This is a genomic window from Litoribacter ruber (genome assembly GCF_018500185.1).
GTDB lineage: Bacteria > Bacteroidota > Bacteroidia > Cytophagales > Cyclobacteriaceae > Litoribacter > Litoribacter ruber.
On record NZ_JAHBGI010000007.1, the window covers coordinates 1 to 24,722 of the forward strand.

The window sequence follows — 24,722 nt, forward strand, 5'->3', positions numbered from 1 at the left end:
AGTAGGTCGCCGCCTTCCTTTATTAAGCAAAGCCTTCAGAGTGATCTGGAGGCTTTTTTGCGTTTAGGGCTTTTAAAGGGATGCACGTGACGGCGGGCAGGGTTTCTCGGAGTTCATAGGGGAAATTCACGGAGTTTTTTGGTCAAGTGATTTATCCCCAAAATTGCCGACCTTATAAAATATATCCATTTGGGTGGATTAATATCCCAGCTACTTCCTAATTAGGGAATTATGTTGCAGTTTTGCACCAAATAATTATTGATATGGCTATTATATTTCAATCCCTAGCGATAATAGACCCATCGGGTATCAAGGATCCCTCCGATTTTATTTTTGATGAGCAGAACGGCTTACGTGAACTGAAAGGAGAAAACATTCCGGCTGATGCGGTAAATATTGATTGTAAAGGGTTGTATGCTTCCCAAGGGTGGGTTGACTTAAAATGTTTCAATGGAGAACCGGGCTTGGAATACAAGGAGGACTTGGAGTCATTAGGTCAAGGCTTGGCCAAAGGCGGTTTTGTTAAAGCGGTTTTGTTACCTAACACTGATCCAGCCATTCAGACTAAAAGTGATGTTGAGTTCTTGAAGACAAGAACCAAGGATTTTTTTTCCAAGATAATTATTCAAGGAGCCCTTACTAAGGATACTAAAGGGGAGGATTTTACAGAGATCCTGGATTTGGCCAATAGTGGTGTCAAAGTATTTGGGGATGGTTTGAAGCCTTTGGCCAACTCTGACCGGCTGATGAAAGCTCTCCAATATTTGCAGAAATTTGATGGGATTGTGTTTGATCACAGCTATGATCCTTTACTGGCAATTTTCGGTCAGATGCACGAGGGTGAGGCTAGTACAAGGTTAGGGATGAAAGGGATTCCGCCATTGGCCGAGGAAGTAGCCATTCAGAAGAATATTGAGATTTTAAAATATACCGGGGGCAGACTTCACTTCCAAACCGTTAGTACCATAAAATCAGTTAAATTGATCAGAGAGGCTAAGAAAGAAGGACTGGCTGTGACGGCTGATGTATCGCTTTATCAATTGCTATTTTCTGATGAAGATTTGGCTACGTTTGATACCAACATGAAAGTGAAACCTCCTTTTAGAGGTGAGAGTGAGAGGGAGGCCCTACTCGGAGGGTTGAAAGATGGGACAATCGATGCCATTGTTTCCAATCATAGGCCTCATGATTTTGATGCTAAACATATTGAGTTTGATTTTGCTGGACATGGTATGCTAGGGCTTCAGACATTTTTGCCGGGGCTGATCCAATTGGAAAAAGAACTGGGATGGCCATTGCTTATTGAAAAGGTCACTTCAGGGCCAAATAAAGTTCTTGGTGAGAGTGAAGATAACTCTTTGGTGATTTTTGATCCTAAAAAGAAATGGAAATTCAATTCCAAAACTAATACTTCTAAATCCAACAATTCACCTTGGTTTGGAAAAGAGCTTACCGGTCAGGTTAAGTATTTAATTAACCGAAACAAGTACATTAAAATTAATGAATAGGTATTTACTATCCTCCTATAAATTCGGATTAGCAGCAGGTGTTTTGGGTGCATTAGCTTTCTGGGTTTTGAAGCTTTCTAATTTGGAGCCTGTAAGCTTCACCTTGATATTTGGATACATGGTAATACCTGTATTCCTATTTCTTGGCATAAAAAATTTCAGAGACTACCATAACGATCAAGAGCTTTTCTTTGCCCAAGGAATGACAGTGGGCTTCTTCATCTACAGTATTTTCGGATTGTTTTTAGCGAGTATGGTCAGCATGTTTTTGATGTTTCAACCTGAAATTTTCAATGAATATATTCAGATGAATCTGGATTTCTTAGTTCAGCGCAAGGATCAAATCACAGAGGAGATGGGGCTATCAACCTATGAAAGTCTTTATCAAAGTTCTCTTGACAATACTGTCTCGGACATTTTCTTCGATTATTTGGCAAAAATCACCATCTTTGGATTATTATCTACGATTATAATCACCGTGATTTTAAAACAGTCCAAGATCTGAATTTATGGAAAATTACAATGGAAATTCTGATGTCGAAGTAGGAGCAGCCCCTTTTCAAGCTGCTTTCAAGACAGGAATAGTTTTGGGTCTGATCACTGTGGTGGCATACTTTATCCTTTATTTCATTGACTCCACTCTATTGGCTTCAGGGTATGTAGGGCTGGTACTCGTGGCTGTCATGGTAGGGGTGATCATGATTTTCGGGATCGAATACCGAAAAGAGTTGGGGGGCTATATGACTTTTGGTGTGGCCTTTCAATTTGTGTTTATTGCCTTGTTGATCAGCAGTCTTATTAGCACTGGCGGAAATGTTCTATTATTTCACATAATTGACCCAAACCTTCCAACTGTTTTGGCAGACGCCCAAATGGAAAGCACATTGGCTATAATGGAGCGGTTTGGTGGGGCTGGGGCCATAGGGGGTGAAGAAATTGATAAATTGAGGGAAGGGTTTTATGATAACTATACCATTGTAGGAATGATCAAAAGTTTGGGTGTGTCTGTAATCATTTCTGCGATTCTTGCTTTAATTTTGGGTGCCATTCTTAAGAAGAGAGATAAATCATTGGATTATTAATACATGCTTCAAATATCAGTAGTTATCCCTGTTTACAATGAAGAGGAATCCCTTCCTGAGTTAGCCGAATGGATTGGCCGCGTAATGGGGGAGAACGGATTTTCCTATGAAGTAATTTTTGTAAATGACGGAAGCCGTGATAATAGCTGGGAAGTGATAAGCATGCTGGCTCAAAAAAACGGGCACTTGAAAGGTGTTAGTTTTACCAGGAATTATGGTAAATCGGCGGCTCTTGATATCGGTTTTCAAAAAGCCAAAGGGGAAGTCGTAATCACCATGGATGCCGACCTACAGGACAGTCCTGACGAAATACCTGGGCTCTACTATATGGTAACCAAAGAAGGGTATGATATTGTGTCGGGCTGGAAGAAAAAGCGCCACGATCCAATAGGGAAGACCATTCCATCCAAATTCTTTAATGGTGTGACCAGCATGATTTCAGGAATTGATCTGCATGACTTCAATTGTGGACTCAAAGCCTATAAGAATAAGGTGGTGAAAAACATCCATGTGTATGGAGAAATGCACCGCTATATCCCATTAATTGCCAAATGGAATGGGTTTAGCAAAATCGGGGAAAAAGTCGTTGAGCATAGACCACGCAAATATGGGTACACCAAATTTGGAATGGAAAGGTTTGTTAATGGATTTTTGGATCTGATTTCTGTATCATTTGTGAATAGGTACAAAAGAAAACCTATGCACTTTTTCGGCTCCTTGGGCACACTTTCCTTCTTTTCAGGATTTATCATTACCCTGTGGTTGATCTTTGAGAAAATCTATGGGCTGAAGAAGGGGATTCCGGTTCGCGAAATCACCGAGCAACCTACGTTTTTCTTGGCTTTGGTGGCTCTAATTATAGGTGTCCAGCTTTTTCTTACAGGCTTCTTGGCTGACATGATGGCCTCCAACAATGTGCGGAAAGCGGATTACAATATTGAGCAAGAGGTTAATTTTGATGCCTGATGTTATTCAGCATAATCATACCTGTTTATAACCGTCCACTTGAAATAAAAGAATTACTTGAAAGTCTCAACAAGCAATCTTTTCGAGACTTTGAAGTAATCATTGTGGAAGATGGCTCTTCAGTAACATGTAAGGAAATCTGTGAAAGTTTTGACCGTTACTTTCCTATCACTTATTATTATCAGGAAAATACAGGCCAGGGTTTTGCGCGGAATTTTGGAATGAAGCGAGCTTCCGGAGACTTTTTTATCCTTTTGGATTCTGATTGTATTGTACCCCCAAATTATATGAAGATTGTCGCTGAGAGCTTGGAACTAAGACAGCTTGATGCTTTTGGTGGACCCGATGCCGCTGAGGAGAACTTCTCCCCATTGCAAAAGGCCATCAATTTCAGTATGACTTCCCTTTTTACCACCGGAGGAATTAGGGGGAAATTGCCGGATCCATCCAAATATCAGGCAAGGGGGTATAATATGGGGCTTTCTAGAAAGGCCTTTGAAGAAACACAGGGTTTTGTAGATCCGAATAAAGGGGAAGATATTGAGCTGAGTATCCGATTGAAAAAGCTCGGCTTTAAGCTGGAATTAATAGCAGATGCTTTTGTTTATCACAAAAGACGAAACACCTTTTGGTCCTTTATTAAGCAAAGTTATTCGTTTGGGAAAAATAGAGTCAATGTAAGTAGGTTTCATCCCGAGGCCATCAAGATCGTGCATTTGCTTCCTTTCTTCTTTCTATTGGGAGTCTTCAGTCTTCCAGGGTTGTTTTTGTTTAGGGAAAACCTGTTTTATCTAGGAGTGGGGTTACTAGGTCTCTGGAGTCTGGGTTTGATGATTACTTCCACAATCGAAAACAAATCCTTATTTATCGGCCTGCTGTCACTACCTGTCGCGTTTGGGCAGCTTTTGGCTTATGGTGCTGGATTGGCCAGTGAAAGCCTGCGGAAAGCAAGCAAAGGCTAAGTTTAACCTTTGGTGCAATAATAGATGATTTCATTAATTGGAAGGGCGTGCTTTTCGACCATTTCCTTAGGCAATGCTTGAACATAGTTGTCTTCAGACACTCTCAAGCCTGATTTGCTTAGCCGGCTGGCATAATCCAAACCGTACTTCCTGACATGATCGCGCTGACCAAATAAACGCTCCCTTTCGGCTGGGTCGGTGATTGTTTTATCCTCCAGGGTTTCGGGCAGTGGGTACACCGGGGATTGTACTATTCCCCATCCATCTTTTTTGAGCACACGGTTGATTTCCCGGCAAGCGGCAATATCATCGTCCACATGCTCCATTACATGGTTGCAAAATACTACATCAAAAGTTTCGTCTTCAAAAGGGATTTGGTGGATGTCCATCTTTACCTTGGCTAAAGGGGACTCCAAGTCACCTGTGATATATTCCAAGTTATCCATAGCCTCAAACTTGTCGATAAAGCAGAGCTCTGGAGCCACATGGAGTACTTTTAGTGGCTTCTTAAAAAAAGGAGTTTTTTCCTGTAAGAACAAATACATCAACCTGTGCCTTTCCAGGGCCAGGCAATTTGGACAAAGTGCATTGTCTCTTCCTTTTCTTCCATAAGGAAGGAATTTTTTGAATCCGCTATCGCAAACCGTACATATAACCTTGTCTCCCTTGTAAACCACGGCCATTATTCGCAACACTTTATGGCTGACGAGTTGGAGGTACTTGCGTGGCACGTAGCGGATGACAAAGCTGATGATTGATTTCATGGGTTCAATAAAGTTTAGGGCAAGTTACTAAACAAATGGCAAAAGAGCTTGTGTATGGAGGCTTTGATATTTCTTTCAATGGCAAAATGCTCGTGCCATCGGGATGGTATTTAGGTGATAAAGGCTTAACTTCGAGGCAAATCCGGACTCGGTATTCTCTATCGATCCCTATCTCACACAAATTACAGTATTCAAACCAAATCTTATGGCTAAAAATCTCCTGATTGTACTCGGATGTACCGCTGTTGTCATTATGATTTTGTATAAAGTCTTTTCTCCAGGAAAAAGTACGGAGGGGTCAGACCTTATTGTAGCTGCTAAAAAAGGCAAGTTCAAAGTGGAGATTACTACCACGGGAGAATTGCGTGCGCAACGGTCGGTGAAAATCATGGGGCCTCAAAGGGCACGTGAATTCCGATTGAGCCAGCTGAAAATAGAGCAGATTGTAGATGAGGGGACGGTGGTGAAAGAAGGGGATTTTATAGCTTCCTTAGATAAGTCGGATCTTTTCGGAAAAGTAAGCGATGCACAGGGGAAGCTCGACCAGGTCAAGTCCCAATATGAGCAAACCCAACTGGATACAGCCCTGTCTTTGAGACAGGATAGGGATAATCTGATAAACCTTACCTACCAAGTAGAGGAGCAGCAGCTGGTGTTGGACCAGTCCCAATATGAGCCTCCTGCTACAATAAAGCAATATGAGTACAATCTGGCCAAGGCCAAAAGGGATTTAAAACAAGCCGAAGAAAATTACAAAATCAAATTCAATCAAGCAGTCGCTAAAATGGCCGAAGTAGCCGCTAACTTAAGAAAAGAGGAAAGGGAATTTAAGCAGATGGAGGCGATGCTGGATGAATTTACCATTTATGCCCCACAGGATGGAATGGTCATTTATGAAAATGGCTGGGATGGCAACAAAGTAGGCCCAGGGTCCAGTATCAGTGCCTGGAATCCCGTGGTGGCGACATTGCCAGACCTGACGTCCATGTTGAGCATTACCTATGTCAACGAGGTGGATATCCGGAAAGTGAAAGTAGGGCAAAAAGTGGAACTGGGAATGGATGCCTTTCCTGAGAAGAGGCTCTCAGGAAGAGTGACACGTGTAGCAAATGTAGGGCAGCAGAGGTCAAATTCCGATGCGAAAGTATTTGAGGTCACCATTCTTGTCAATGAAAGTGATCCAGTAATGAGGCCAGCCATGACCACCAGCAATAATATTATTGCAGATGAATTGACCGAGGCGGTATATGTGCCTCTAGAAGCTGTTCATGTGGAAAATGATAGTATAAATTATGTTTTGCTCAACAATGGCGTGAAACAAGAAGTGAAATTAGGCCTATCCAATACCAATGAAGTGGTGATCCAAAAAGGGTTAAACTCTGGGGATAGGGTTTATCTTTCCACCCCCAAATGGAATAGCGACAAGCCGGTCAAATTGCTGAAAGAGCTGGATGGAAAAAGGGAGGATGAAGTGTTGGAGCATGGGGTGACGCATCTCGGTAAATAGTAAAACGGTAAATTTTGAGTCAAGAATCATTTAGATTTCGTGAAAGGCTGCTCGCCAATTTCTATATAGCGGTTGAGGCCGTTATTGCTAATCGGCTGAGGTCGTTTTTGACTGCCCTAGGGATTATTTTTGGGGTGGCGGCCGTCATTGCCATGCTCGCCATCGGCAATGGCGCCCAGCAGGAAATCATGGAGCAAATTAAACTGGTGGGGGTGAATAACATCATCGTCGAACCGATAGTTGATCAAATAGAGGAAAAGGTTGGAGACGATAATTCACATGGAGAGGAAAAGAAAAAGTTTTCGCCCGGTCTTAGAATGTTGGATGTAGAGTCTATCCAAGAGGCCATTCCCGGCGTAAAGAATGTTAGTCCAGAAGTGATGGTTGATACTTATATCGTTAAGGATGGCAACCGGCGATCTGCGAAGCTGGTAGGGGTGATGCCATCCTACTTTGAGGTGAATAACTTTTCAATTCAGGAAGGGAAAATGTTCACTAAAAACAATCTGACTAAAGGGGACCCCGTCTGCCTGATTGGCCGGGGGGTACAGACGAAGTTTTTCAGCAAAGAAAATCCTATAGGTAAAAAGATCAAATGCGGAAATCAATGGCTTACTGTGGTAGGGGTGATGGAGGAAAGAAAGGTCTCCGAGGATAATATAGGGAAGTTAGGGATACGGGATTTGAATATGGATGTGTATATACCTATTCAATCCATGTTTGTAAGATATAAAAACCGGGATCTAGTCACTTCATCTGGTTTGATCCAGGGAGGGGGAAGAAGGTATTCGGGCACTGAAAGTCCTGCCGTAAATATGGGGAATCTGTCGAACTACCATCAATTGGATAGGTTGGTTGTGCAGGTTGAGGATAGCCGTTCCTTGTCTCCGACCGCCGATGTGATCAACAGGATGCTGAGCAGGCGCCATTATGGGGTTGTGGACTTTGAAATCACGATTCCGGAGCTGTTGCTGAAGCAACAGCAGCGTACCCAGCACGTTTTTAACATCGTACTTGGAGCCATTGCAGGTATATCATTATTAGTCGGGGGTATTGGCATTATGAACATCATGCTGGCCTCAGTGATGGAAAGAATAAAAGAAATCGGACTAAGGCTTTCGTTGGGAGCAAAAAAATCCGATATTGTAAATCAGTTTTTATTCGAAGCGGTCATGATTAGTGTGAGCGGGGGTGTGATTGGAGTAATCTTGGGAATTGTTTTAGCGGATGCTGTGGCAAGATTTGGAGAATTTCCAACGATTGTAAGCTTCAGCTCTGTTGTGATTTCCTTTAGCGTGGCCGCTACGGTGGGGTTAGCCTTTGGGATAGCACCTGCAAGAAAAGCTGCTAAACAAGATCCAATAACATCGTTAAGGTATGAGTAAACTTATTTGGGTGAGGCGGTTTTGCTTTGCCGCATTTTTATTGCCCACTTCATTATTTGCACAAGAGACTTCCGTTTTTTCCCTAGAGGATATCGTGGCAAGGGCAAAGGCACAGTCTCCCGCCGCATTGCGCGAAGAGACAGTCCGGGAAAACAGGTATTGGGAATACAGGCTTTTCAGGGCTGATTACAACCCGCAATTGAGGCTCAACGGGATTTTTCCCCAGTATCAACAAGCCTTCAACAGAGTGGAGCAACCAGACGGCTCTATAGCCTTCCGCCCTGTTCAGCAAAATTTGGTAGATATGGAATTGGGGCTTCAGCAGGTGATTGCTCCTACTGGTGGTATGATTTCGGTCAACTCATCAACGAGTAGGTTTGATAATTTCTTCACTTCTCCAGGAATGCCCCAGACCCAATGGAGCGGGGTTCCAGTCAATGTTAGACTCGAACAACCCATTTTTGCATTCAACCGGTTTAAGTGGAATCGCAAAATTGCCCCCTTGCGCTATGAGGAAAGTAAAAGGGATTACGTAGAGGGCATGGAGGAAGTGAGCCAAACAGCTGCGCAACTGTTTTTCAACTATTTGGTGGCGCAGGTTGATCTGGAAATTGCTGAAAAAAATCTAGAAAACACGGAGGAGATCTATAAGATTGAAAAAGGTCGATATGAAATTGGGACTACCTTTGAGGATAAGCTTTTGCAGGTGGAGCTTCAGGTCCTTCAGGCCAAGCAGGCTATGGCGCGAGCTAGGTTGGATATGGAAACCTCTGCTTTGGGGTTGAAATCTTTTATTGGGATGAATGAAGCCGCGGACCTTAAGCTTATTTTGCCTACCGATATTCCCGATTTTGAGGTTAATGTAGGTAGGGCGATAGATTTGGCATTTCAGAACAGGGCCGATGCACTTGGTTTTGAGAGAAGGGTGTTAGAGGCCGATGCGAATGTGGCGGAAGCTCGGGGCTCAAGGTTTCAAATGAATCTGAGGGCCAGTTATGGTTACAACAATGCCGCCTTGAACTGGGCGGGAATTTATGCAGATCCCAATACCCAGGCGCTAGTGAATATGACCTTGAGTGTGCCTGTGTTGGATTGGGGGAGAAATCGGGCCCGGATGGAGGTTTCCAAAGCCAATAAGCGGTTGGTTGAGTACACGGTTCAACAGGACATGATAAATTTTGAGGAGCAGATTTTTACTAGGGTTAAGAATTTCAACATGCTCAGAGACCGTCTTGAAATCACCGAGGCGTCTGATCAAGTGGCGGATAAACGGTATGAAATCGCGCGAAATCGCTACCTGAGCGGTAAGGTGAATATCACTGATCTTAATATTGCGCAGCAGGAAAAAGATGCCAACAGGAGAGAGTTTGTCAACTCGCTCAGGGAATATTGGATGGCTTATTATCAATTGAGGCAACTGACCCTTTATGACTTTGAAAATGGGCAACTATTGTATGTGCAGGACGAGGATTGAGTAGTGTTTTACAAAAAACATAGGGAAGGTTGCTGAGGAAAAGACGGTCAATCTTTTTTCTTTGGCAACCTCCCAGCTTTTTTTAGGGCTTCGTGGATTAAATATTCGATTTGCCCATTGGTACTGCGGAATTCATCTGCAGCCCATTTCTCCACGGCTTTCATCATGTCTTCGTTCAATCTAAGGGCAAATGGTTTTTTACTTGGCATGCTTGTGTGCTTTAAATTGCTCGATAATCAGGGCAGCTTCCTCCGGCTTGCTGGTGCCGATGATGAATTTCTGCTTTGCAGTTACCACTTTTATGCCATGCTTGCCGGCCACATTGTAAAGCCAGGCATCTGCATTGAACCTGATGCCCCAGCCTCCGAATTGCAGCAGGGAATTGTAAGTGATTAACTCCATCGTTTCGATTTCGTCAAAGGAGTATTTTCTCCAGGAGTTGATAATGGGTGTATACTTGTAAAACAACTGTCCATTGACCACTCTGGTCTGAAGCCTCATTGTTAGAAATAGCAGCAGCACCGAAATGACCACCAGGAGTGGGTAGGCCTGAGTGAAGGTCTTATTCTGGTCCCAATTAATAGCCACTTCATATCCTACATACAAGGTCAGGACTCCCAATAGCATCCAGATCCAAGGCTGTCGGAATCTCTGGGTTTCTTCAAATTGGGTTGCTTTCATTTGCAGATAATTTTTTTTCTTCGAATTCGACTATCATTTTTTGAAATGCTTCAACTTCATTGATGCTGAAGACTAGCTTTTGTTCGGGGAGGTGCACCACCAAAATATGGTCGGTCAGGAACCTAAAGGTCTTGTCCTTTGTCCAAAGGGCTCTCCATTTATCTTTTTGCTCATCAAGCAGTCCCCCGTCCCTTTTGATTTGCAGGGAGACGATGTCTTCCCTTTTGAATTTGCGGGTTCGGTTGATGAAAGGCGGAAACCTATAGCTCAAATGGTATTGGTCCAGCCGCAATTCCAGCCTAAGGTTAAAAACCAACCAAGTGGCAAATATAACGGACGCAAATACCAGTAACAAGGCGTAATGACCATCTTCTCCAAGCTGCCCAGTGAAATAAAGCACCGTCATCAAGGCTAATACTGGAAATTCCAATATGGGTACCACGTAAACCAGAAAGGTGCCCCTGAAGCTGACTTTATCCTTTGCGACCATTATTAAGGATTAAGCGTGCCGACGTTCAATACTGGATTGGCACTTTTATCAGAGCAAAGCACCACCATGAGGTTGCTGACCATCGCAGCGCGTTTTTCCTCCTCAAAGTTGATGATGCCTTTTAGCTTTAGGTCTTCCAGTGCCATTTCTACCATACCTACTGCTCCGTCTACGATTTTTCTTCTGGCTGCTACGATGGCTGTCGCCTGTTGCCTTTGCAGCATAGCCGATGCGATTTCTGAAGCATATGCCAAATGTGAAATTCTCGCTTCGATTACCTTTATGCCTGCATGTTTAAGCCTATCGGAAATTTCTGCTTCCAGAGAATGGTTGACTTCCTCCACTCCTGATCTCAGGGTGACTTCAGCCTCAGGGGCTTCAAAATCATCATAAGGGTAAAGTCCGGCCATTTTACGCACAGCGGCATCCGACTGGAGGTGTACAAAGTTCTCATAATCTTGCACGTCAAAAGATGCTTTAAAAGTGTCCTCAACTTGCCAAACCACAATGGTACCCACCATGACCGGGTTTCCGATTTTGTCATTGACCTTGAGTGGTTTGTTTTCAAAGTTTCTGACCCTAAGAGATATTTTATTTCTGGTCATGAAAGGGATGACCCAAAAGAATCCAAAAGCTTTGACGGTTCCTTTATATGCCCCAAATAGTAATAGCACCATAGATTTGTTGGGTTCCACGATGAAGAAACCCGGTATAACAAACAGAAAAGCGACACTACTTATAAGGCCAAAAAGATGAAGCTGGTTGGCAAAGAGAAAAATAGAAAGGCCGAGCAAAGCCAAAGCTACCATCACCATGATGTAGCCAGATACGGGTTTAATGATTTTTTCCATATTATTATGATGTTAAAATGATATCATTACAATGTACGAAAATTTATGTGAAAATGTTATCTGATGGTAGGTGTAATATTGCATCAGTCTGATTATGAAAGGATTTTTTGATAAAAAATAAGTTTCTTTATTGAGCCAGCAGTGTTTTTATTTATTTTGGTTATTTTAGTTAAAAAAAAGCATGACACGTTTTACTGGGTATCTTTTTTCTTGGTTTTGCCTGTTCACCGATGCCAGAGGAATCGAGCATCTACCAGGGAAAGCTGGAGGAATTGATTGTGGGGGACTTTGTGCTGGTAAAGGATGACCTTACCAAACAGTTTCATGATTTACAAGTGACCGACCATTTCGGTCAGGAATTTTTATATTATCGATCGGGTACTGAAAAATTTAAGGGTTCAGCCGTGAAATTTCATGAAACTGTCAATGGGGGAAAAGTTTTTCAAATCGATATTCCTGTCGAAGGACCAAATGCGCTTAAGGGTTATTTAAATAGGCTTTATCCAGAAGGATTAAGCAAGCTTCATGGCGTAAGTTTTGGTGGATATGTAGGTGAATATGATTCTATAGGTAATCTGACTCATCAAATCTTATCTGAGCTAAACATGCCTACCAGCCGAGAAGATTTTATCCAAATGGAAAATAGAAAAGGGCTCTTTCAATATAAGGACGGGTGGCTGCAAATCGGACTAAATCCATCGAGTACGTTAATGTCAGATCCAAAAGAAAGGTTGGCAACTTCTCGGTTTCCTTTGGGTTTTCAAAAGTGGCTGGCTTGGATCAATGTGGAAACAGGAGAAGTTAATTTTTCGGATTTCACAGCCCCTAGTGGATATAAGGTTTTTGAAAATGACATGACCTCAACCTATCTCTATGGGGCGTTCGATTCGGAGAGAAAACTTTACTATTTGGGATTTCCTTATTCCGACACGCTCTTTCAGATAAAAAATCAAAAGCTGATTTCTAAGGTAAAGCCAGAGGTGGGGGTTGCATACAATTTCATTCCCAGTGAGGTGATTCCCTGGGGGGAATCCTTTACTGTTTGGGCCCAGCCCAAGGAAGCTTCTGCACACCTTTTTTTGCTTTACGACAAAACCCACGACTTATTTGTTAGAGCCACAAAAATCAAGGAGTCCGGTGAAGGGGAAATGAAGTTCGAAAGAACCAAGCACTATGTGCTATCCATCTACTCGGGTGATTGGGAGCCAAAGGGTGAATACTTCTTTGACTATAAGGGGAGGCTGGACCTGGAAAATTGGTTCCTAACCAGTCAAGGCCTTTTTCTCAGTAAGCCCGAGCAGCCCAATGAGGATGAATATGAGTTTTATCGGGTGGATTTGTCGAGGTTTGGAGGCCAGTCGGGCAATTAGCGCTCTTTGGTGAATATTTGACTAAATACAACCATAACCACCACTCCAATCAAGGTGACCAAAATGGCAATGTTTTTTAATGAAGGCATGTCTGTCCATTCGGCTACAAAATGAGCTAATATTGCCAATGCTCCCATTATACTAAAAACAGTTGACATGAATTTGTGCAACCCATTGGTGAGGGCATTGTCTTTTTCTCTAGATGAAAGCTGGTTGTAGCCGGCAATCAAACCTGGGAAAAACCTTACCAATATTCCAATTGCTATAAAAAACAAACCAATGTAGATGCTTTGCATTATCTGAGAATTAAGGTTGGAGAAAAGTTCAAAATTCAATATAACTAATTAATTGGTGTTTTCCAAATGGAAGAGTCAAGTAAGAGTTGTTCATGAGAATTAAAAAAAGCCTGGTCAATCCTAAAGGAAATAAACCCATCACTGCCAACAAACGTTATTTATTCATATGAGAATTGTGAAGGAAATCCATGGTCGAAAAAAAGAGTTTTTGGACTTATGCAGACAGCATCAAGTTAAAAGCTTATATGCTTTCGGATCATCGGTCACTGACTATTTTGACGAAAAAAGGAGTGATATTGACCTCTTGGTAGAAATTGATGAGGCTGATCCAATAGAGCGTGGGGGATTATTAATGGATTTTTGGGATCAAATGGAAGTGTTTTTTGGACGTAAAGTCGATTTGCTTACCGACTCTTCGATTAGGAATCCAATTCTGAGACAGTCAATTGATAAAAAGATGGTTTTATTGTTCAACGAAGATATGGAGTGGCTAGAGGCCGCTTCACGGAATCCTGCTTTTGATTTTCTAAAGGATCCTGCAGAAGATGTGTACTCTCTGAAAAATGGTAGTCTATTACGTGAGCAGGATGAAAAGTAAAAAAGCCTTTGAGGAGTGATCCCCAAAGGCTTTTTAAATTAGGAACATTTAAAAATATTGGATGATGAATGATGAATGTCGAATAATGAAGTGTAATTACGTCAACATCGCGCCATCTACCTGGATCACCTGGCCGGAGATGTAGGAGCTGAGATCGGAACCCAAGAATACGCAGGTGTTGGCCACCTCTTCAGGCTGTCCGCCTCTTTTCATTGGGATGGCATCTCTCCAGCCCTGAACAGTCTTTTCGTCCAATACGCCGGTCATCTCGGTTTCGATGAAGCCCGGGGCTACGGCATTACTGCGAATGTTTCTGGAGCCAAGTTCCAAGGCCACCGATTTGGTGAAGCCGATGATGCCCGCTTTGGAAGCGGCATAGTTGGCCTGGCCCGCGTTGCCTTTGATGCCGACTACGGAGGTGATGTTGATGATTGAGCCGGCTTTGGCTTTCATCATGGTGCGGGTGGCGGCTTTTACGGTGTTGAAGCAGGACTTTAGGTTGATGTTGATCACCTCGTCCCAGTGCTCCTCGGTCATCCTCATCAGGAGGTTGTCGCGGGTCACGCCGGCATTATTGATCAGGATATCCAATGCGCCAAATTCACTTACGACGTTGTTGACAAGCTCTTCGGCTGCCTTAAAATCGGAAGCGTCCGAACGGAAGCCTTTGGCCTTGACGCCAAATTCAGCGAGTTCTTTTTCCAATGCTTCTCCTTTTTCCACACTTGAAAGATAAGTAAAGGCCACGTTAGCCCCTTCCTGAGCATATCTGATGGCAATGGCACGTCCGATTCCTTTGGATGCGCCGGTGATCAGCGCTGTTTTTCCTGATAATAATCCCATATTTCTTTTAGGTTGGTTTCAAATGAAGGTCAAAAATAAGGAAATATCACTAAAAAGGGACACAGAGTTAAAAGGAGTTTCAAAAGGGAGTCTCACAGAGCTACTTCACGGACAAGTTTCACGCGGCGGGCGCAGCGCTTTTCGCAACAGGTGCAGCGTTAATATCGGAAATAGAAAAAGGCTACCCGGATAATCCGAATAGCCTTATGACTGCATGAAGCAATATCATCTTTTTTCAGCAACCTTAACCTCTTTCAACAGTTCCTCCACAGCCCTTTCCAATTGTTGGTCTCGGCCCTTGTCCACCATTCCAGGCTCGTTTTTGACTTGGATGTCGGGGTCGAGCTGTTTGTTTTCCAGCAGGTCACCTTCCATATCTTGAACGCCGACCTGGGGAATGCCAAAAACTAGGTTGGGGTTGATTTGGGTTTCCCACCATACTGCTGTGGTGGTGCCGGGTACCGGCATGCCAATGGTTTTGCCGATGTTCAAAGCCTTGTAGGCGACCGGGAAGAAGTGGGCATCGGAATAATTGCCTTCGCCCATCAACACTACAGAGGGCTTTGCCCATTTGTTTTGTGGCTCGGAGCCTATTACTTGACCCCTAGGGAAGAGGGTCACGTATTTTTCCCCGCTCAGCAACGTTGCCAGGTCATCATGGAGCCAGCCGCCACCATTGAATCTGGTGTCCACGATCACTGCTTCTTTATCATAGTATCTGCCCATGAGCTCAGCAAAAACCTCCCTGAAACTTGGACTGTTCATGCCCCTCACATGGACATAGCCCAATCTGCCATCTGAAAGCCTTTCAGTTTCAGCACGACGGCTTTTCACCCATCTTTGGTACAAAAGTTCGCTTTCCTGACCCTGGGTAATGGGGCGGACTGCAACCTCACGAGAATTGCCATTGCCAGTTCTGACAGTCAGCAAAACCGGCTTGTCTGCTTTCCGGTTGAGCAAAGAGTAGTAGTTCATGCCTTCGGTGACCTCCACACCGTCGATTTTTTCGATGATGTCTCCTGCTGATATCCTGCCAGTTGCTTTTTCCAATGGAGACTTGTCGATCACTTCAAGTATTTTCAGGCCTTTTCCGCTGTGGTTTGGGTCGTAGAATGCCCCGAGAGATGCGGTTTGATCACCTTTGCTGTCCTTATGGCTATAGCGCATGCCGGTATGGGAGGCGTTTAGCTCGCCGAGCAGTTCGGAACTCATTTCTGCAAAATCATAATCATTGTTGATATGGGGCAGGAAACGCTCATAATTTTCTTTCATGCTTTCCCAGTCCACCCCATGGAGGTCAGTCACATAAAATTTTTCTCTCACCTGCCGCCACATGTGGTCAAAAATGTATTCCCGCTCGGCAGGAGTGTTGAGATCCATTTGGGCGGCAAAGGAAACGTCCTTGGAGGTTCCGTCCTCGAGTTTCACCTTTTTGATGCCCTTGCTGGTTTGTATAAAGGCATTTTCGCCTTTTTTGTCTAGGTACAGCTCGGAGGCATTGGCTTCCAGCTTGGTAAGTACTTTGGTCTTCTTTTCGATAAGATCGGTTTCCCAAAGGTCATGGCCATTTTCATAATAGGAAAGATAATAAAGTTTTTTGCCGTCTGGGGAAAGGACCGCATCTGATAAGCTGCTGCTATTTGGCGTGATGCGGACTACCCTGTCCTCAAGATTTTTTAACTGGATATTGATGGGATTTGCAGGCTTATCTTTTTCATCGTTTTCACCATTCTTCTTTTCTTCTTTCTCCCTTTCTTCCAACAAGGTAAACTCATCCTTGCTCAGCTTGAAGCGGTCAAAAGTCTCCTGATTGAGGTACATGGCGAAGATGTCTCCTTGTGAACCCCAGCTGCCATGGGAGCGGAAGCCCATTTTGTCGGTGTGCCAGGTGATGACGTTTCCCTCATATCCCCATTTGGGCATGTCGTCGATGTATCCGCTTTGGGTGAGATTGACCACAGGCTCTTTGCCGGAGGCATCTACCAGGCCAACTTCCGTCACCCATCTTTCTTTCTCAATAAAAGTCACCAAAAGCCACTTGCTGTCCGGTGACCATTCGAAATACTGGTCACCATCTGAATAGGAGTAATTTTTGTCCCCAGGCAAAACGGTGCGAACTTGCTTGCTGTCGAGATTGAGTATTTTGAGCGTGGTGCGGTCTTCAAGGAAAGCTACTTCCTTTCCGTCGGGTGAATAATTGGGTTGGAATGTTTCTCTGTCTGTCTCCAAGAGCGGGGTTTCCTCCAGTATGGTGGAAATATAGAAATATGGTTCCTCCCCGCTTCGTCGGATTTTGCTTTCATAAAGGTTCCAACTGCCATTCCTTTCAGCGGCATAAAGTAGTTTTTTGCCGTCAGGGCTGAAGGTAACCGACCTTTCCTGTTCAGGTGTGTTGGTGATCCTTTTGGTGGTATTGGATTCTGTATTGGTTACAAAAACCTCCCCGCGCACAATGAAAGCAACTTCTTTCCCATCAGGGGAAACGGCCATCTCAGTGGCGCCATTGGTAAGCGTTTCAGGGGAAATGGCCACCGATTTTTCGTCAAAAGGAATTTGTATGGAGACCTTATGCGGTTCATGGCCTTCCTTGAAGGTGTAGATTTCCCCATTATAGCCAAAGGTGAGGGTATTGTCGCCGGCAATGGACAAGAACCTTACCGGGTGGGTTTCAAAGTCGGTTATTTGCTGCCGCGATTCAGGGTTTTCCAGATCAAGTTTCCAAACGTTGGAACTGCCGCCTTCCTCGCTAAGGTAGTAGACGGTTTTTTCGTCGGCTGACCAGACCGGGCTGCGGTCTTCGCCTTCAAAGGTGGTCAGCTGTATATGTGAGTCTTTTTCAGCATCGTAAAGCCAGATGTCCCTGGTGATGGCTGAGGTGTGTTTTTTTCTCCAAGTGTCTTCATATCCTTTCAAGTCTTGATAAAGGTATTTGTTGCCGGCCTTGTTCGGTTGAACCTCGTCCATGGGAATGGACAGGAGCTGTTTGGGGAGTTTGCCGTCAAGGCTAACCAAGTAGAGTTCTTGGAACCGGCCATATGGGAAATGGGAGGATTCCTGTGCGGGAAGTCTCGAACTGGTAAAAATGACACCTTGAGAATTGAAGGCCGCCGGATAATCGTTAGTGGAGTGGTAGGTCAGCCTTTCGGGCCGGCCGAATTCCGCATCGGCTACAAAGACGTCAAAGTTGCCATGCCTATCGGAGGCGAAGGCGATCTTTTTGCCGTCTTCAGACCAGGTTGGCCGAAATTCGTAGCCAGGGTGCGTGGTCACGGGAATGGCTCTTCCGCCGGAGGAGGGAACCTTGTAAATATCGCCCTTATAGGTGAAGGCGATGTCTTTTCCATCCGGGCTGATGGCCGGATAGCGCATCCAAAGCGCGTCCTCCTGGGCAAATGCCTGTGTGGACATGAGCGCCAGGAGAAAAATTCCTAATCTGCTTTTCATATGTTGGGTTTTGATAATTCCGGTATTAAGATAGGGTATGGAGGGGAAAAGACAAATAATTTAGAGGATAAGAAGCATTGTTGTTTTTACCGCTAACCAAAGATTTCAACAAATCCTAAATAGCGAAATAATCAATCATGTTTTTTGGTTTTGTATAATTCCTATTCTGAATCTCTAATCAAATTGCAGAACTTCGGAAGTTAATTTTTTTCTGCCGTCAAAAAGCTTATTTTTGCATAGCTATTTAGAAATAACAAAACTTTACATATATGTCTTCAACAAAATTTGATGTAATCGTAGTAGGAAGTGGTCCTGGGGGCTATGTGGCTGCCATTCGTGCTTCCCAATTGGGTTTGAAAACTGCTGTGGTAGAAGCTGCCGAGTTGGGTGGGATCTGCTTAAATTGGGGTTGTATTCCCACCAAAGCCTTATTGAAAAGTGCCCAGGTGTTTGAATATATCAACCATGCTGCCGATTATGGTATCAAAGTAAGCGAGGCAAGTGCTGATTTTGAGGGAATGGTAAAAAGAAGCCGCGGTGTTGCCGACGGTATGAGCAAAGGGATCCAGTTCCTTTTGAAGAAAAACAAAATCGAGCAACTTTTGGGCTGGGGCAAAGTGAAGCCAGGCAAAAAAGTGGAGGTAGAAGCCAAGGACGGCAACAAGACCACTTACTCGGCAGATCATATCATCATCGCAACCGGTGCAAGATCCAGAGAGCTTCCTGCATTGAAGATCGACAATGAGAAGATCATCGGTTATAGAAAAGCGATGACTTTGGAAAAGCAGCCTAAGAAAATGGTTGTGGTTGGTTCCGGAGCAATCGGCGTGGAGTTCGCTTATTTTTACAATGCCTTGGGTACAGAAGTGACCATAGTGGAATTTATGGACAGAATTGTGCCGGTAGAGGATGAGGAAGTATCCAAAGCTTTGGAGAAAAACTTCAAAAAGGCTGGTATGAAGATCATGACCAGCTCTGAGGTTACGGCTGTTGATACTAAAGGCGAAGGCTGCAAGGTTACTGTAAAAGGTAAAAAAGGAGAAGAAACATTAGAATGTGATGTGGTTCTTTCGGCAGTAGGAATTGCCGCCAATATCGAAAACTGTGGTTTGGAAGATGTTGGGATTTTGGTGGATAAAGGAAGAGTTAAGGTTGATGAGTTTTATAAAACCAATATGCCTGGCTACTATGCCATCGGTGATGTGATTCCTGGACCGGCTTTGGCACACGTTGCTTCTGCTGAAGGAATCATCTGTGTGGAGAAAATCGCAGGCCACAACCCTGATCCATTGGATTACAACAATATCCCTGGCTGTACATACTGCTATCCTGAAATCTCATCAGTGGGATATACTGAAAAAGCAGCTAAGGACGCAGGTTATGAAGTTAAGGTTGGTAAGTTTCCATTCTCAGCATCCGGAAAGGCTTCAGCTGCTGGTGCCAAGGATGGTTTTGTGAAGTTGATCTTTGATGCCAAATATGGCGAATTGCTTGGTGCGCATATGATCGGAAACAATGTGACCGAGATGATCGCCGAGATTGTGGCTGTAAGAAAACTGGAAACTACCGGTCATGAATTGATCAAAACTGTTCACCCGCACCCGACTATGTCAGAAGCGGTGATGGAAGCAGCTACGGTCGCTTACGATGAGGTGATCCACCTGTAATTTATTGACAAGAAATTTTTTCCTGTTTCATAATAAATAGTGCAAACCCTGTCAAATCATTTGGCAGGGTTTTGTTTTTACGCCTTTGGTAAAAATTCATTGATTTATTAATCCTGAAATCTCTAAATTTATTTCATGAAAAAAGTCACCCTTTATATATTGATGCTTGCCGCCTTTGCCTGCCAAAGCCAGCAAGGGGAAAGTACTACGGGAGAAAATTACATCAACCTTTCATCAGCGCGGGAGGCAAAGGAGTTTTTTACATGGGATCCATCCCGATCGCCTATGGTAAGCGCTCACCGAGGTGGCCCGTACCCGGGTTTTCCCGAAAACGCCATTGAAACCTTTGACCATACCTTACGGAACACCCCGGCCATCATAGAGTTTGATGTTGAGCTGACTAAGGACTCTGTCATGATTTTAATGCATGACAATACCCTAGATAGAACTACAACGGGGAAGGGGAAAGTTGTAAATTATACTTTTGATGAGATCAGAAGGTTAAAACTGGTCGACAATGAAGGGAGTGAAACGGAATACCAAGTGCCAACCTTGAGAGAGGCGCTGGAATGGAGTAAGGGGAAGGCAATTCTCACCGTAGATGTGAAGAGAAATGTGCCCTTTGAAATGGTCGTCTCTGAGATTGAGGCCACTTCAACTGTCGGCAATGCGGCGGTAATTACTTACAATTTTAAAGATGCAAAGAAAATACATGATCTGAATCCTGATCTTATGCTTTCCGTCACCATTAGAAATGAAGAAGAGATAAAAAGATTTGAGGATACGGGTGTTCCCTGGGAAAATGTGATTGCTTTTACGGGGCTATCAGAAAGAACCCGGGAGTTTAATCAAAGATTACACGATAGAGGAGTTTTTACTATTCTGGGCGTACTTGGTAACCTTGACAAGATGGCCGAGGCCGGAGGGGATGAGCTTTACGTGAAGTTTGTGCAAAACGGGGCGGATATATTGGCCACCGACAGACCGATCGAGGCTGCGGAGGCGTTGAGGAATGAATGATATAACATAATTTTTATGGACCATGGACTATCTGCTATGGACTGAAATGATGAATGATAAATATGAATATAGAACTGCGAAGCGATACTTTTACCAAACCCACCAAAGGCATGATAGAGGCGATGTTCAATGCCGAAGTCGGGGATGATGTATTTAATGAGGATCCCACGGTCAGCAAACTCGAGCAGAAGTTGGCCGAAATGTTCGGCATGGAGGCTGGGCTTTATTGCCCATCCGGTACAATGACAAACCAGATTGCTATCCGCTTGCACACGGGACCACAGACCGAGATCATCTGCCATAAATATTCCCACATCTACCTGTACGAAGGTGGGGGTATCATGTCCAACAGTCAGGCGTCGGTGAAGCTGCTTGACGGGCCTTTGGGGAAAATTTCACCTGAAGATGTTGAAGAGGCCATAAATCCCGATGATGTCCATGCTCCGGAGACCACATTGGTGGCTTTGGAAAACACCATGAATAAGGGTGGGGGAAGCATTTACAATTTGAAAGAAATATTGCCGATCAAGGAGCTTTGCGAAAAGCATGGATTGAAACTTCACCTTGACGGAGCCAGGCTGTTCAATGCACTGGCGGTGACTGGAGAGAGTCCTAAAGACTGGGGCGAAGCTTTTGATTCCATTTCCATCTGTCTGAGCAAAGGGTTGGGATGTCCGGTTGGCTCTGTGCTTTTGGGTAATGCAAAATTTATCCACAAAGCTCGGAAAGTAAGAAAAGCTTTGGGGGGAGGTATGAGGCAGGCAGGCTTTTTGGCGGCTGCTGGAATCTACGCCCTCGACCATCATGTGGAAAGATTGAAGGAGGACCATCAGCGTGCAGAAAGGATCGGTCAGATTCTGGAGCAGCAGGAATGGGTAAGCGAGGTGTTTCCGGTGAAGACCAACATTGTAATTGCAAGGCTGAATGATGTATCGCCAGCCGAAATGCTGGAAAGGCTGAAAGAGCAGGGGATCAAAGCCGTCAAGTTTGGTAAGGACCAGATACGGTTTGTGACCCACCTGGATTTTACGGATGAACATCTGGAGGCTTTTGAGGAGAAAGTTTTGAGCCTTCGTCTACAAAAGGACGCGGAGTAGCACAGAGTTTGGAAAAAGAGTTTCACGGAGTAAATTTGAATCACTCATGAACAACACCCCATTAGCAGAGCGGATGCGGCCGACCCGGTTGGAGGATCTGATCGGGCAGGAGCATCTTTCCTCGCCAACTTCTTTTCTTTATAGAGCCGTCAAGTCCGGTAATGTGCCTTCCATTATCCTTTGGGGACCTCCCGGGGTGGGGAAGACGACCATTGCCAATATCATCGCTAACGAAGTGAAGGCGCCTTTCTACACCCTCAGCGCCATCAGTTCCGGGGTGAAGGACATCCGTGAGGTGATCGAAAAGGCCAGGTTTCAGCAAGGGGTCGTCTTGTTCATCGACGAGATACACCGTTTCAATAAAAGCCAGCAAGATGCACTCCTGGCGGCGGTGGAAAAAGGGACCATCCGCCTAATCGGCGCCACTACAGAAAACCCATCTTTTGAAGTCAATGCCGCCTTGCTCTCCAGATGCCAGGTCTTCACCCTCAACAGTCTTGGAAGACCGGAGTTGGAAAGGATGATTGCTCAGGCATTGGAAAAGGACGTGGACCTGAAAAAGGTGGAGGTGAAGCTGGAGGAAATTGATGCCTTGTTGCGTATTTCTGGAGGGGACGGCAGAAAACTGCTGAACCTGCTGGAGATTGTCATCAACGGCATTGAGGAGCGCCCATGTGTGATTACGGACAAAAAGGTGATGGAAATCGCCCAGCAGAAGGTGGCTCTATATGACAAGTCCGGTGAACAGCACTACGACATCATATCTGCCTTCATCAAATCCATCCGTGGCTCCGACCCCAATGCGGCCGTTTATTGGCTGGCAAGGATGATAGAAGGAGGGGAGGATGTGAAGTTCATCGCCAGGAGGCTGGTGATTCTGGCCTCCGAGGATATCGGTAACGCCAATCCCAATGCCCTGCTTTTGGCCACCAACTGCTTTGAAGCAGTCAAAATGATCGGTTACCCCGAGGCTATGATAGTCCTTTCACAGTGCGTGACCTACCTGGCAAGTTCGGCCAAGAGCAACGCCAGTTATATGGCCATCAACAAGGCCCAGGCCATCGTGAGGCAGGAGGGTGATCTGCCGGTACCCCTGCATTTAAGGAACGCACCGACCAAGCTGATGAAAGATCTCAATTATGGAAAGGAGTACAAATATTCCCATGACTACGAAAACAACTTCGTGGCCCAAGAATTTCTTCCCGACAAGCTCAAGGGCGCCAAGCTTTATGATCCCGGCAACAATGCCCGCGAAAACGAGCTGCGGAGAAACCTGCAGAAGCTCTGGGGGAAGAAATACGGGTATTGATCGTTTAAAAGGGACACGGAGTTGCACAGAGTTAATCCCGATAGCTATCGGGAGAGTTTCACAGAGTTTTTTTATAAAATAGCTGCCGCAAATGAGCTTCCCGATGCTCGGAACAAGTTCTGCGAAACTCTATTTTGAACTCTTAAAAACTCTGTGTCCCATTGCTTTTCTACATCAACCTGAACTCCTCTACCTTCTCGATTTTTTGCTTGAGGTCGGCGATGTTGATGCTGTCCTTGATGCCGTTGTCACGGGAGGTTTTCTTGGCTTTTAGGTTGAAATTGATTTTTTCGTAAACAAACAAAGGGTCTTCCATTTGGCCGTTCACCTTGTTGCCCTGAATAATCCCGTTTCGGTGAGCTAGCGCAATGGCTTCCAAAACCTTCACGTGGTAATTGTCCGCTATTTCAAAGAAATTATCGTAGTAGAGGATAAATTTCTTGGACATGTCTACCAAGGAAAAGATGTGGGCATTGTAATGTTTTAGATTTTGCTCCTGCTGAAGAAGAGTTGCATATTGAATTTCTCCTCGATTATTGCGGTATTTGTTTTCAAGCGATACAATATGCTTTTCTACGTTTTCCTTTGAAAACCCACCGAGTACTCTATTGAAATAGGCATCCAACGTTTCGCTGTTTTTTCTGTCAGGAATGTCAAAACCTAGTTTCGGGGCTTCCTTCTTAAGTTTGCCTAGCAATTCCAATTGCAGGTTTTCCAGCATCACGATCCGGTCATTCGTGGAGGATTGGTTGGCAATGTTTGCCTTGTCGAGGGCGGTGTAGTAGGTTAAGTATTTATTAAGCTCGTTTTCGAATTTCTTAAGTCTATCGTAATCCGGTTTCTTTTCCCCTAGCATGGAACTGTAGGCGACGTTCAGCAAGGAGTTGGAAGCAAAGACAGCCTGAGAAACAAATGGCACGCCTGCGGTGATGGGGCTGGCGATGATGTTGTTGGTGATTTCAAGGAAGCGGTCCATTTTGGTTTTGCTTTCAAAGAAGGCGGTTTTCTTGGCCGTCTCTATGATCACATCCTGAAAGGAAAACCCCAAAGGTCCCCCTTGAATACTTCCCAGTGTTTTGATGAACCCCTGATAATCCTCGTCGGTTACCCTCGACTTCAGGTTGATAATATCATCACTTAATTTTTTGTAAACAGTGGTGGAATGGAGAATTGATGCTTTTAAGGATAGCCATTTGGTCTCATCGGAGACTTTTTTGTCCCTCACCAAGTCGTTGATCGCGAGATTGGTGATTTCTAGGGTTCCTGAAAGGTTTTCATTATAGTTCCGAAGGGATTCAATTTCCCTCTCCAAGCGAAGAATTTTTAAGGAATCCAAATCCTGTTGCCCTTGGGCTGCGAAAATTACCGTCCCCAAAGTAAGGGTCAGTAAAGCTTTTCTTATCATATG

23 protein-coding genes are annotated in these 24,722 nt (G+C 44.4%); 14 read left to right on the top strand and 9 right to left on the bottom strand.

The window, feature by feature from the left end; genetic code table 11:
* The first annotated feature begins 263 nt into the window (after positions 1–263).
* From KIH41_RS11030 to KIH41_RS11050, 5 genes are read left to right on the top strand one after another with little or no spacing between them, the layout of a single operon-like run.
* Positions 264–1,508, top strand: a complete 1,245-nt coding sequence (locus KIH41_RS11030) for a dihydroorotase (RefSeq protein ID WP_214162415.1) — start codon at positions 264–266, stop codon at positions 1,506–1,508.
* Positions 1,501–2,013, top strand: a complete 513-nt coding sequence (locus tag KIH41_RS11035) for a DUF4199 domain-containing protein (protein WP_214162416.1) — start codon at positions 1,501–1,503, stop codon at positions 2,011–2,013. The genes KIH41_RS11030 and KIH41_RS11035 overlap by 8 nt, the downstream gene beginning before the upstream one ends.
* Positions 2,014–2,017: 4 nt before the next feature.
* Positions 2,018–2,590, top strand: coding sequence for a DUF4199 domain-containing protein (locus tag KIH41_RS11040; RefSeq protein WP_213945880.1), 573 nt, complete (start codon positions 2,018–2,020; stop codon positions 2,588–2,590).
* A gap of 3 nt (positions 2,591–2,593) precedes the next feature.
* The gene (locus KIH41_RS11045; protein ID WP_214162417.1) at positions 2,594–3,556 is read left to right on the top strand and encodes a glycosyltransferase family 2 protein; all 963 of its coding nucleotides are present in this window, start codon (positions 2,594–2,596) and stop codon (positions 3,554–3,556) included.
* Positions 3,556–4,518, top strand: coding sequence for a glycosyltransferase (locus KIH41_RS11050; protein WP_214162418.1), 963 nt, complete (start codon positions 3,556–3,558; stop codon positions 4,516–4,518). The genes KIH41_RS11045 and KIH41_RS11050 overlap by 1 nt, the downstream gene beginning before the upstream one ends.
* A gap of 2 nt (positions 4,519–4,520) precedes the next feature.
* Here the strand turns inward: KIH41_RS11050 and KIH41_RS11055 are convergent, their stop codons facing one another.
* Entirely contained in the window at positions 4,521–5,282 is a 762-nt protein-coding gene (locus tag KIH41_RS11055; RefSeq protein ID WP_214162419.1) for a class I SAM-dependent methyltransferase, read from the bottom strand.
* A gap of 205 nt (positions 5,283–5,487) precedes the next feature.
* On the opposite strand from KIH41_RS11055, the gene KIH41_RS11060 reads away from it, so the two are divergent.
* From KIH41_RS11060 to KIH41_RS11070, 3 genes are read left to right on the top strand one after another with little or no spacing between them, the layout of a single operon-like run.
* Positions 5,488–6,789: an efflux RND transporter periplasmic adaptor subunit gene (locus KIH41_RS11060; protein WP_213945876.1), complete on the top strand. Its 1,302-nt coding sequence runs from the start codon at positions 5,488–5,490 to the stop codon at positions 6,787–6,789.
* A 14-nt stretch (positions 6,790–6,803) separates the two neighbouring features.
* Complete coding sequence (locus tag KIH41_RS11065; RefSeq protein WP_214162420.1) at positions 6,804–8,174, top strand: ABC transporter permease; 1,371 nt, start codon at positions 6,804–6,806, stop codon at positions 8,172–8,174.
* A complete protein-coding gene (locus KIH41_RS11070) occupies positions 8,167–9,648 on the top strand; it encodes a TolC family protein (RefSeq protein WP_214162421.1) in 1,482 nt (493 codons plus the stop codon). Before KIH41_RS11065 ends, KIH41_RS11070 begins: the two co-directional genes overlap by 8 nt.
* 47 nt (positions 9,649–9,695) lie before the next feature.
* Here KIH41_RS11070 and KIH41_RS11075 read toward each other — a convergent pair whose 3' ends face one another.
* Genes KIH41_RS11075 through KIH41_RS11090 form a run of 4 tightly spaced genes read right to left on the bottom strand, consistent with a single transcriptional unit; the run spans position 9,696 to position 11,670 of the window.
* Positions 9,696–9,857: an Arc family DNA-binding protein gene (locus KIH41_RS11075; RefSeq protein ID WP_213945873.1), complete on the bottom strand. Its 162-nt coding sequence runs from the start codon at positions 9,855–9,857 to the stop codon at positions 9,696–9,698.
* Entirely contained in the window at positions 9,847–10,329 is a 483-nt protein-coding gene (locus KIH41_RS11080) for a hypothetical protein (protein WP_213945872.1), read from the bottom strand. The genes KIH41_RS11075 and KIH41_RS11080 overlap by 11 nt, the downstream gene beginning before the upstream one ends.
* A complete protein-coding gene (locus KIH41_RS11085; RefSeq protein ID WP_214162422.1) occupies positions 10,310–10,819 on the bottom strand; it encodes a hypothetical protein in 510 nt (169 codons plus the stop codon). Before KIH41_RS11085 ends, KIH41_RS11080 begins: the two co-directional genes overlap by 20 nt.
* A gap of 2 nt (positions 10,820–10,821) precedes the next feature.
* Entirely contained in the window at positions 10,822–11,670 is an 849-nt protein-coding gene (locus KIH41_RS11090; protein ID WP_214162423.1) for an SPFH domain-containing protein, read from the bottom strand.
* Between the two features lie 230 nt (positions 11,671–11,900).
* Here KIH41_RS11090 and KIH41_RS11095 point away from each other — a divergent pair, with 230 nt between their 5' ends.
* Positions 11,901–13,040, top strand: a complete 1,140-nt coding sequence (locus KIH41_RS11095; RefSeq protein WP_214162424.1) for a hypothetical protein — start codon at positions 11,901–11,903, stop codon at positions 13,038–13,040.
* Here KIH41_RS11095 and KIH41_RS11100 read toward each other — a convergent pair.
* Positions 13,037–13,336, bottom strand: a complete 300-nt coding sequence (locus KIH41_RS11100; RefSeq protein ID WP_214162425.1) for a DUF3784 domain-containing protein — start codon at positions 13,334–13,336, stop codon at positions 13,037–13,039. The two genes, KIH41_RS11095 and KIH41_RS11100, sit on opposite strands and share 4 nt — an antisense overlap.
* Positions 13,337–13,502: 166 nt before the next feature.
* On the opposite strand from KIH41_RS11100, the gene KIH41_RS11105 reads away from it, so the two are divergent.
* Positions 13,503–13,934 carry a nucleotidyltransferase family protein gene (locus tag KIH41_RS11105; RefSeq protein WP_213945866.1) on the top strand — a complete coding sequence of 144 codons (432 nt, stop codon included), beginning with the start codon at positions 13,503–13,505 and terminating at the stop codon, positions 13,932–13,934.
* A gap of 96 nt (positions 13,935–14,030) precedes the next feature.
* Here the strand turns inward: KIH41_RS11105 and fabG are convergent, their stop codons facing one another.
* Positions 14,031–14,777: a 3-oxoacyl-[acyl-carrier-protein] reductase gene (gene fabG / locus KIH41_RS11110; protein ID WP_213945865.1), complete on the bottom strand. Its 747-nt coding sequence runs from the start codon at positions 14,775–14,777 to the stop codon at positions 14,031–14,033.
* 225 nt (positions 14,778–15,002) lie between these two features.
* Positions 15,003–18,221, bottom strand: a complete 3,219-nt coding sequence (locus KIH41_RS11115; protein ID WP_213945864.1) for a S41 family peptidase — start codon at positions 18,219–18,221, stop codon at positions 15,003–15,005.
* Between the two features lie 269 nt (positions 18,222–18,490).
* Here KIH41_RS11115 and lpdA point away from each other — a divergent pair, with 269 nt between their 5' ends.
* The 4 genes from lpdA (at position 18,491) to KIH41_RS11135 (ending at position 23,314) form a co-directional block, all read left to right on the top strand.
* Positions 18,491–19,888 (top strand): dihydrolipoyl dehydrogenase, encoded by a 1,398-nt coding sequence (lpdA, locus tag KIH41_RS11120; protein ID WP_214162426.1) that lies wholly within the window; start codon positions 18,491–18,493, stop codon positions 19,886–19,888.
* A 135-nt stretch (positions 19,889–20,023) separates the two neighbouring features.
* Complete coding sequence (locus KIH41_RS11125; protein ID WP_214162427.1) at positions 20,024–20,908, top strand: glycerophosphodiester phosphodiesterase family protein; 885 nt, start codon at positions 20,024–20,026, stop codon at positions 20,906–20,908.
* 62 nt (positions 20,909–20,970) lie between these two features.
* Complete coding sequence (locus KIH41_RS11130) at positions 20,971–22,005, top strand: threonine aldolase family protein (protein WP_214162428.1); 1,035 nt, start codon at positions 20,971–20,973, stop codon at positions 22,003–22,005.
* A 46-nt stretch (positions 22,006–22,051) separates the two neighbouring features.
* Positions 22,052–23,314 (top strand): replication-associated recombination protein A, encoded by a 1,263-nt coding sequence (locus KIH41_RS11135; protein ID WP_214162429.1) that lies wholly within the window; start codon positions 22,052–22,054, stop codon positions 23,312–23,314.
* A gap of 169 nt (positions 23,315–23,483) precedes the next feature.
* On the opposite strand, the gene KIH41_RS11140 is transcribed toward KIH41_RS11135, so the two are convergent.
* Positions 23,484–24,719 carry a hypothetical protein gene (locus tag KIH41_RS11140; protein ID WP_213945859.1) on the bottom strand — a complete coding sequence of 412 codons (1,236 nt, stop codon included), beginning with the start codon at positions 24,717–24,719 and terminating at the stop codon, positions 23,484–23,486.
* Between the last annotated feature and the right edge of the window lie 3 nt (positions 24,720–24,722).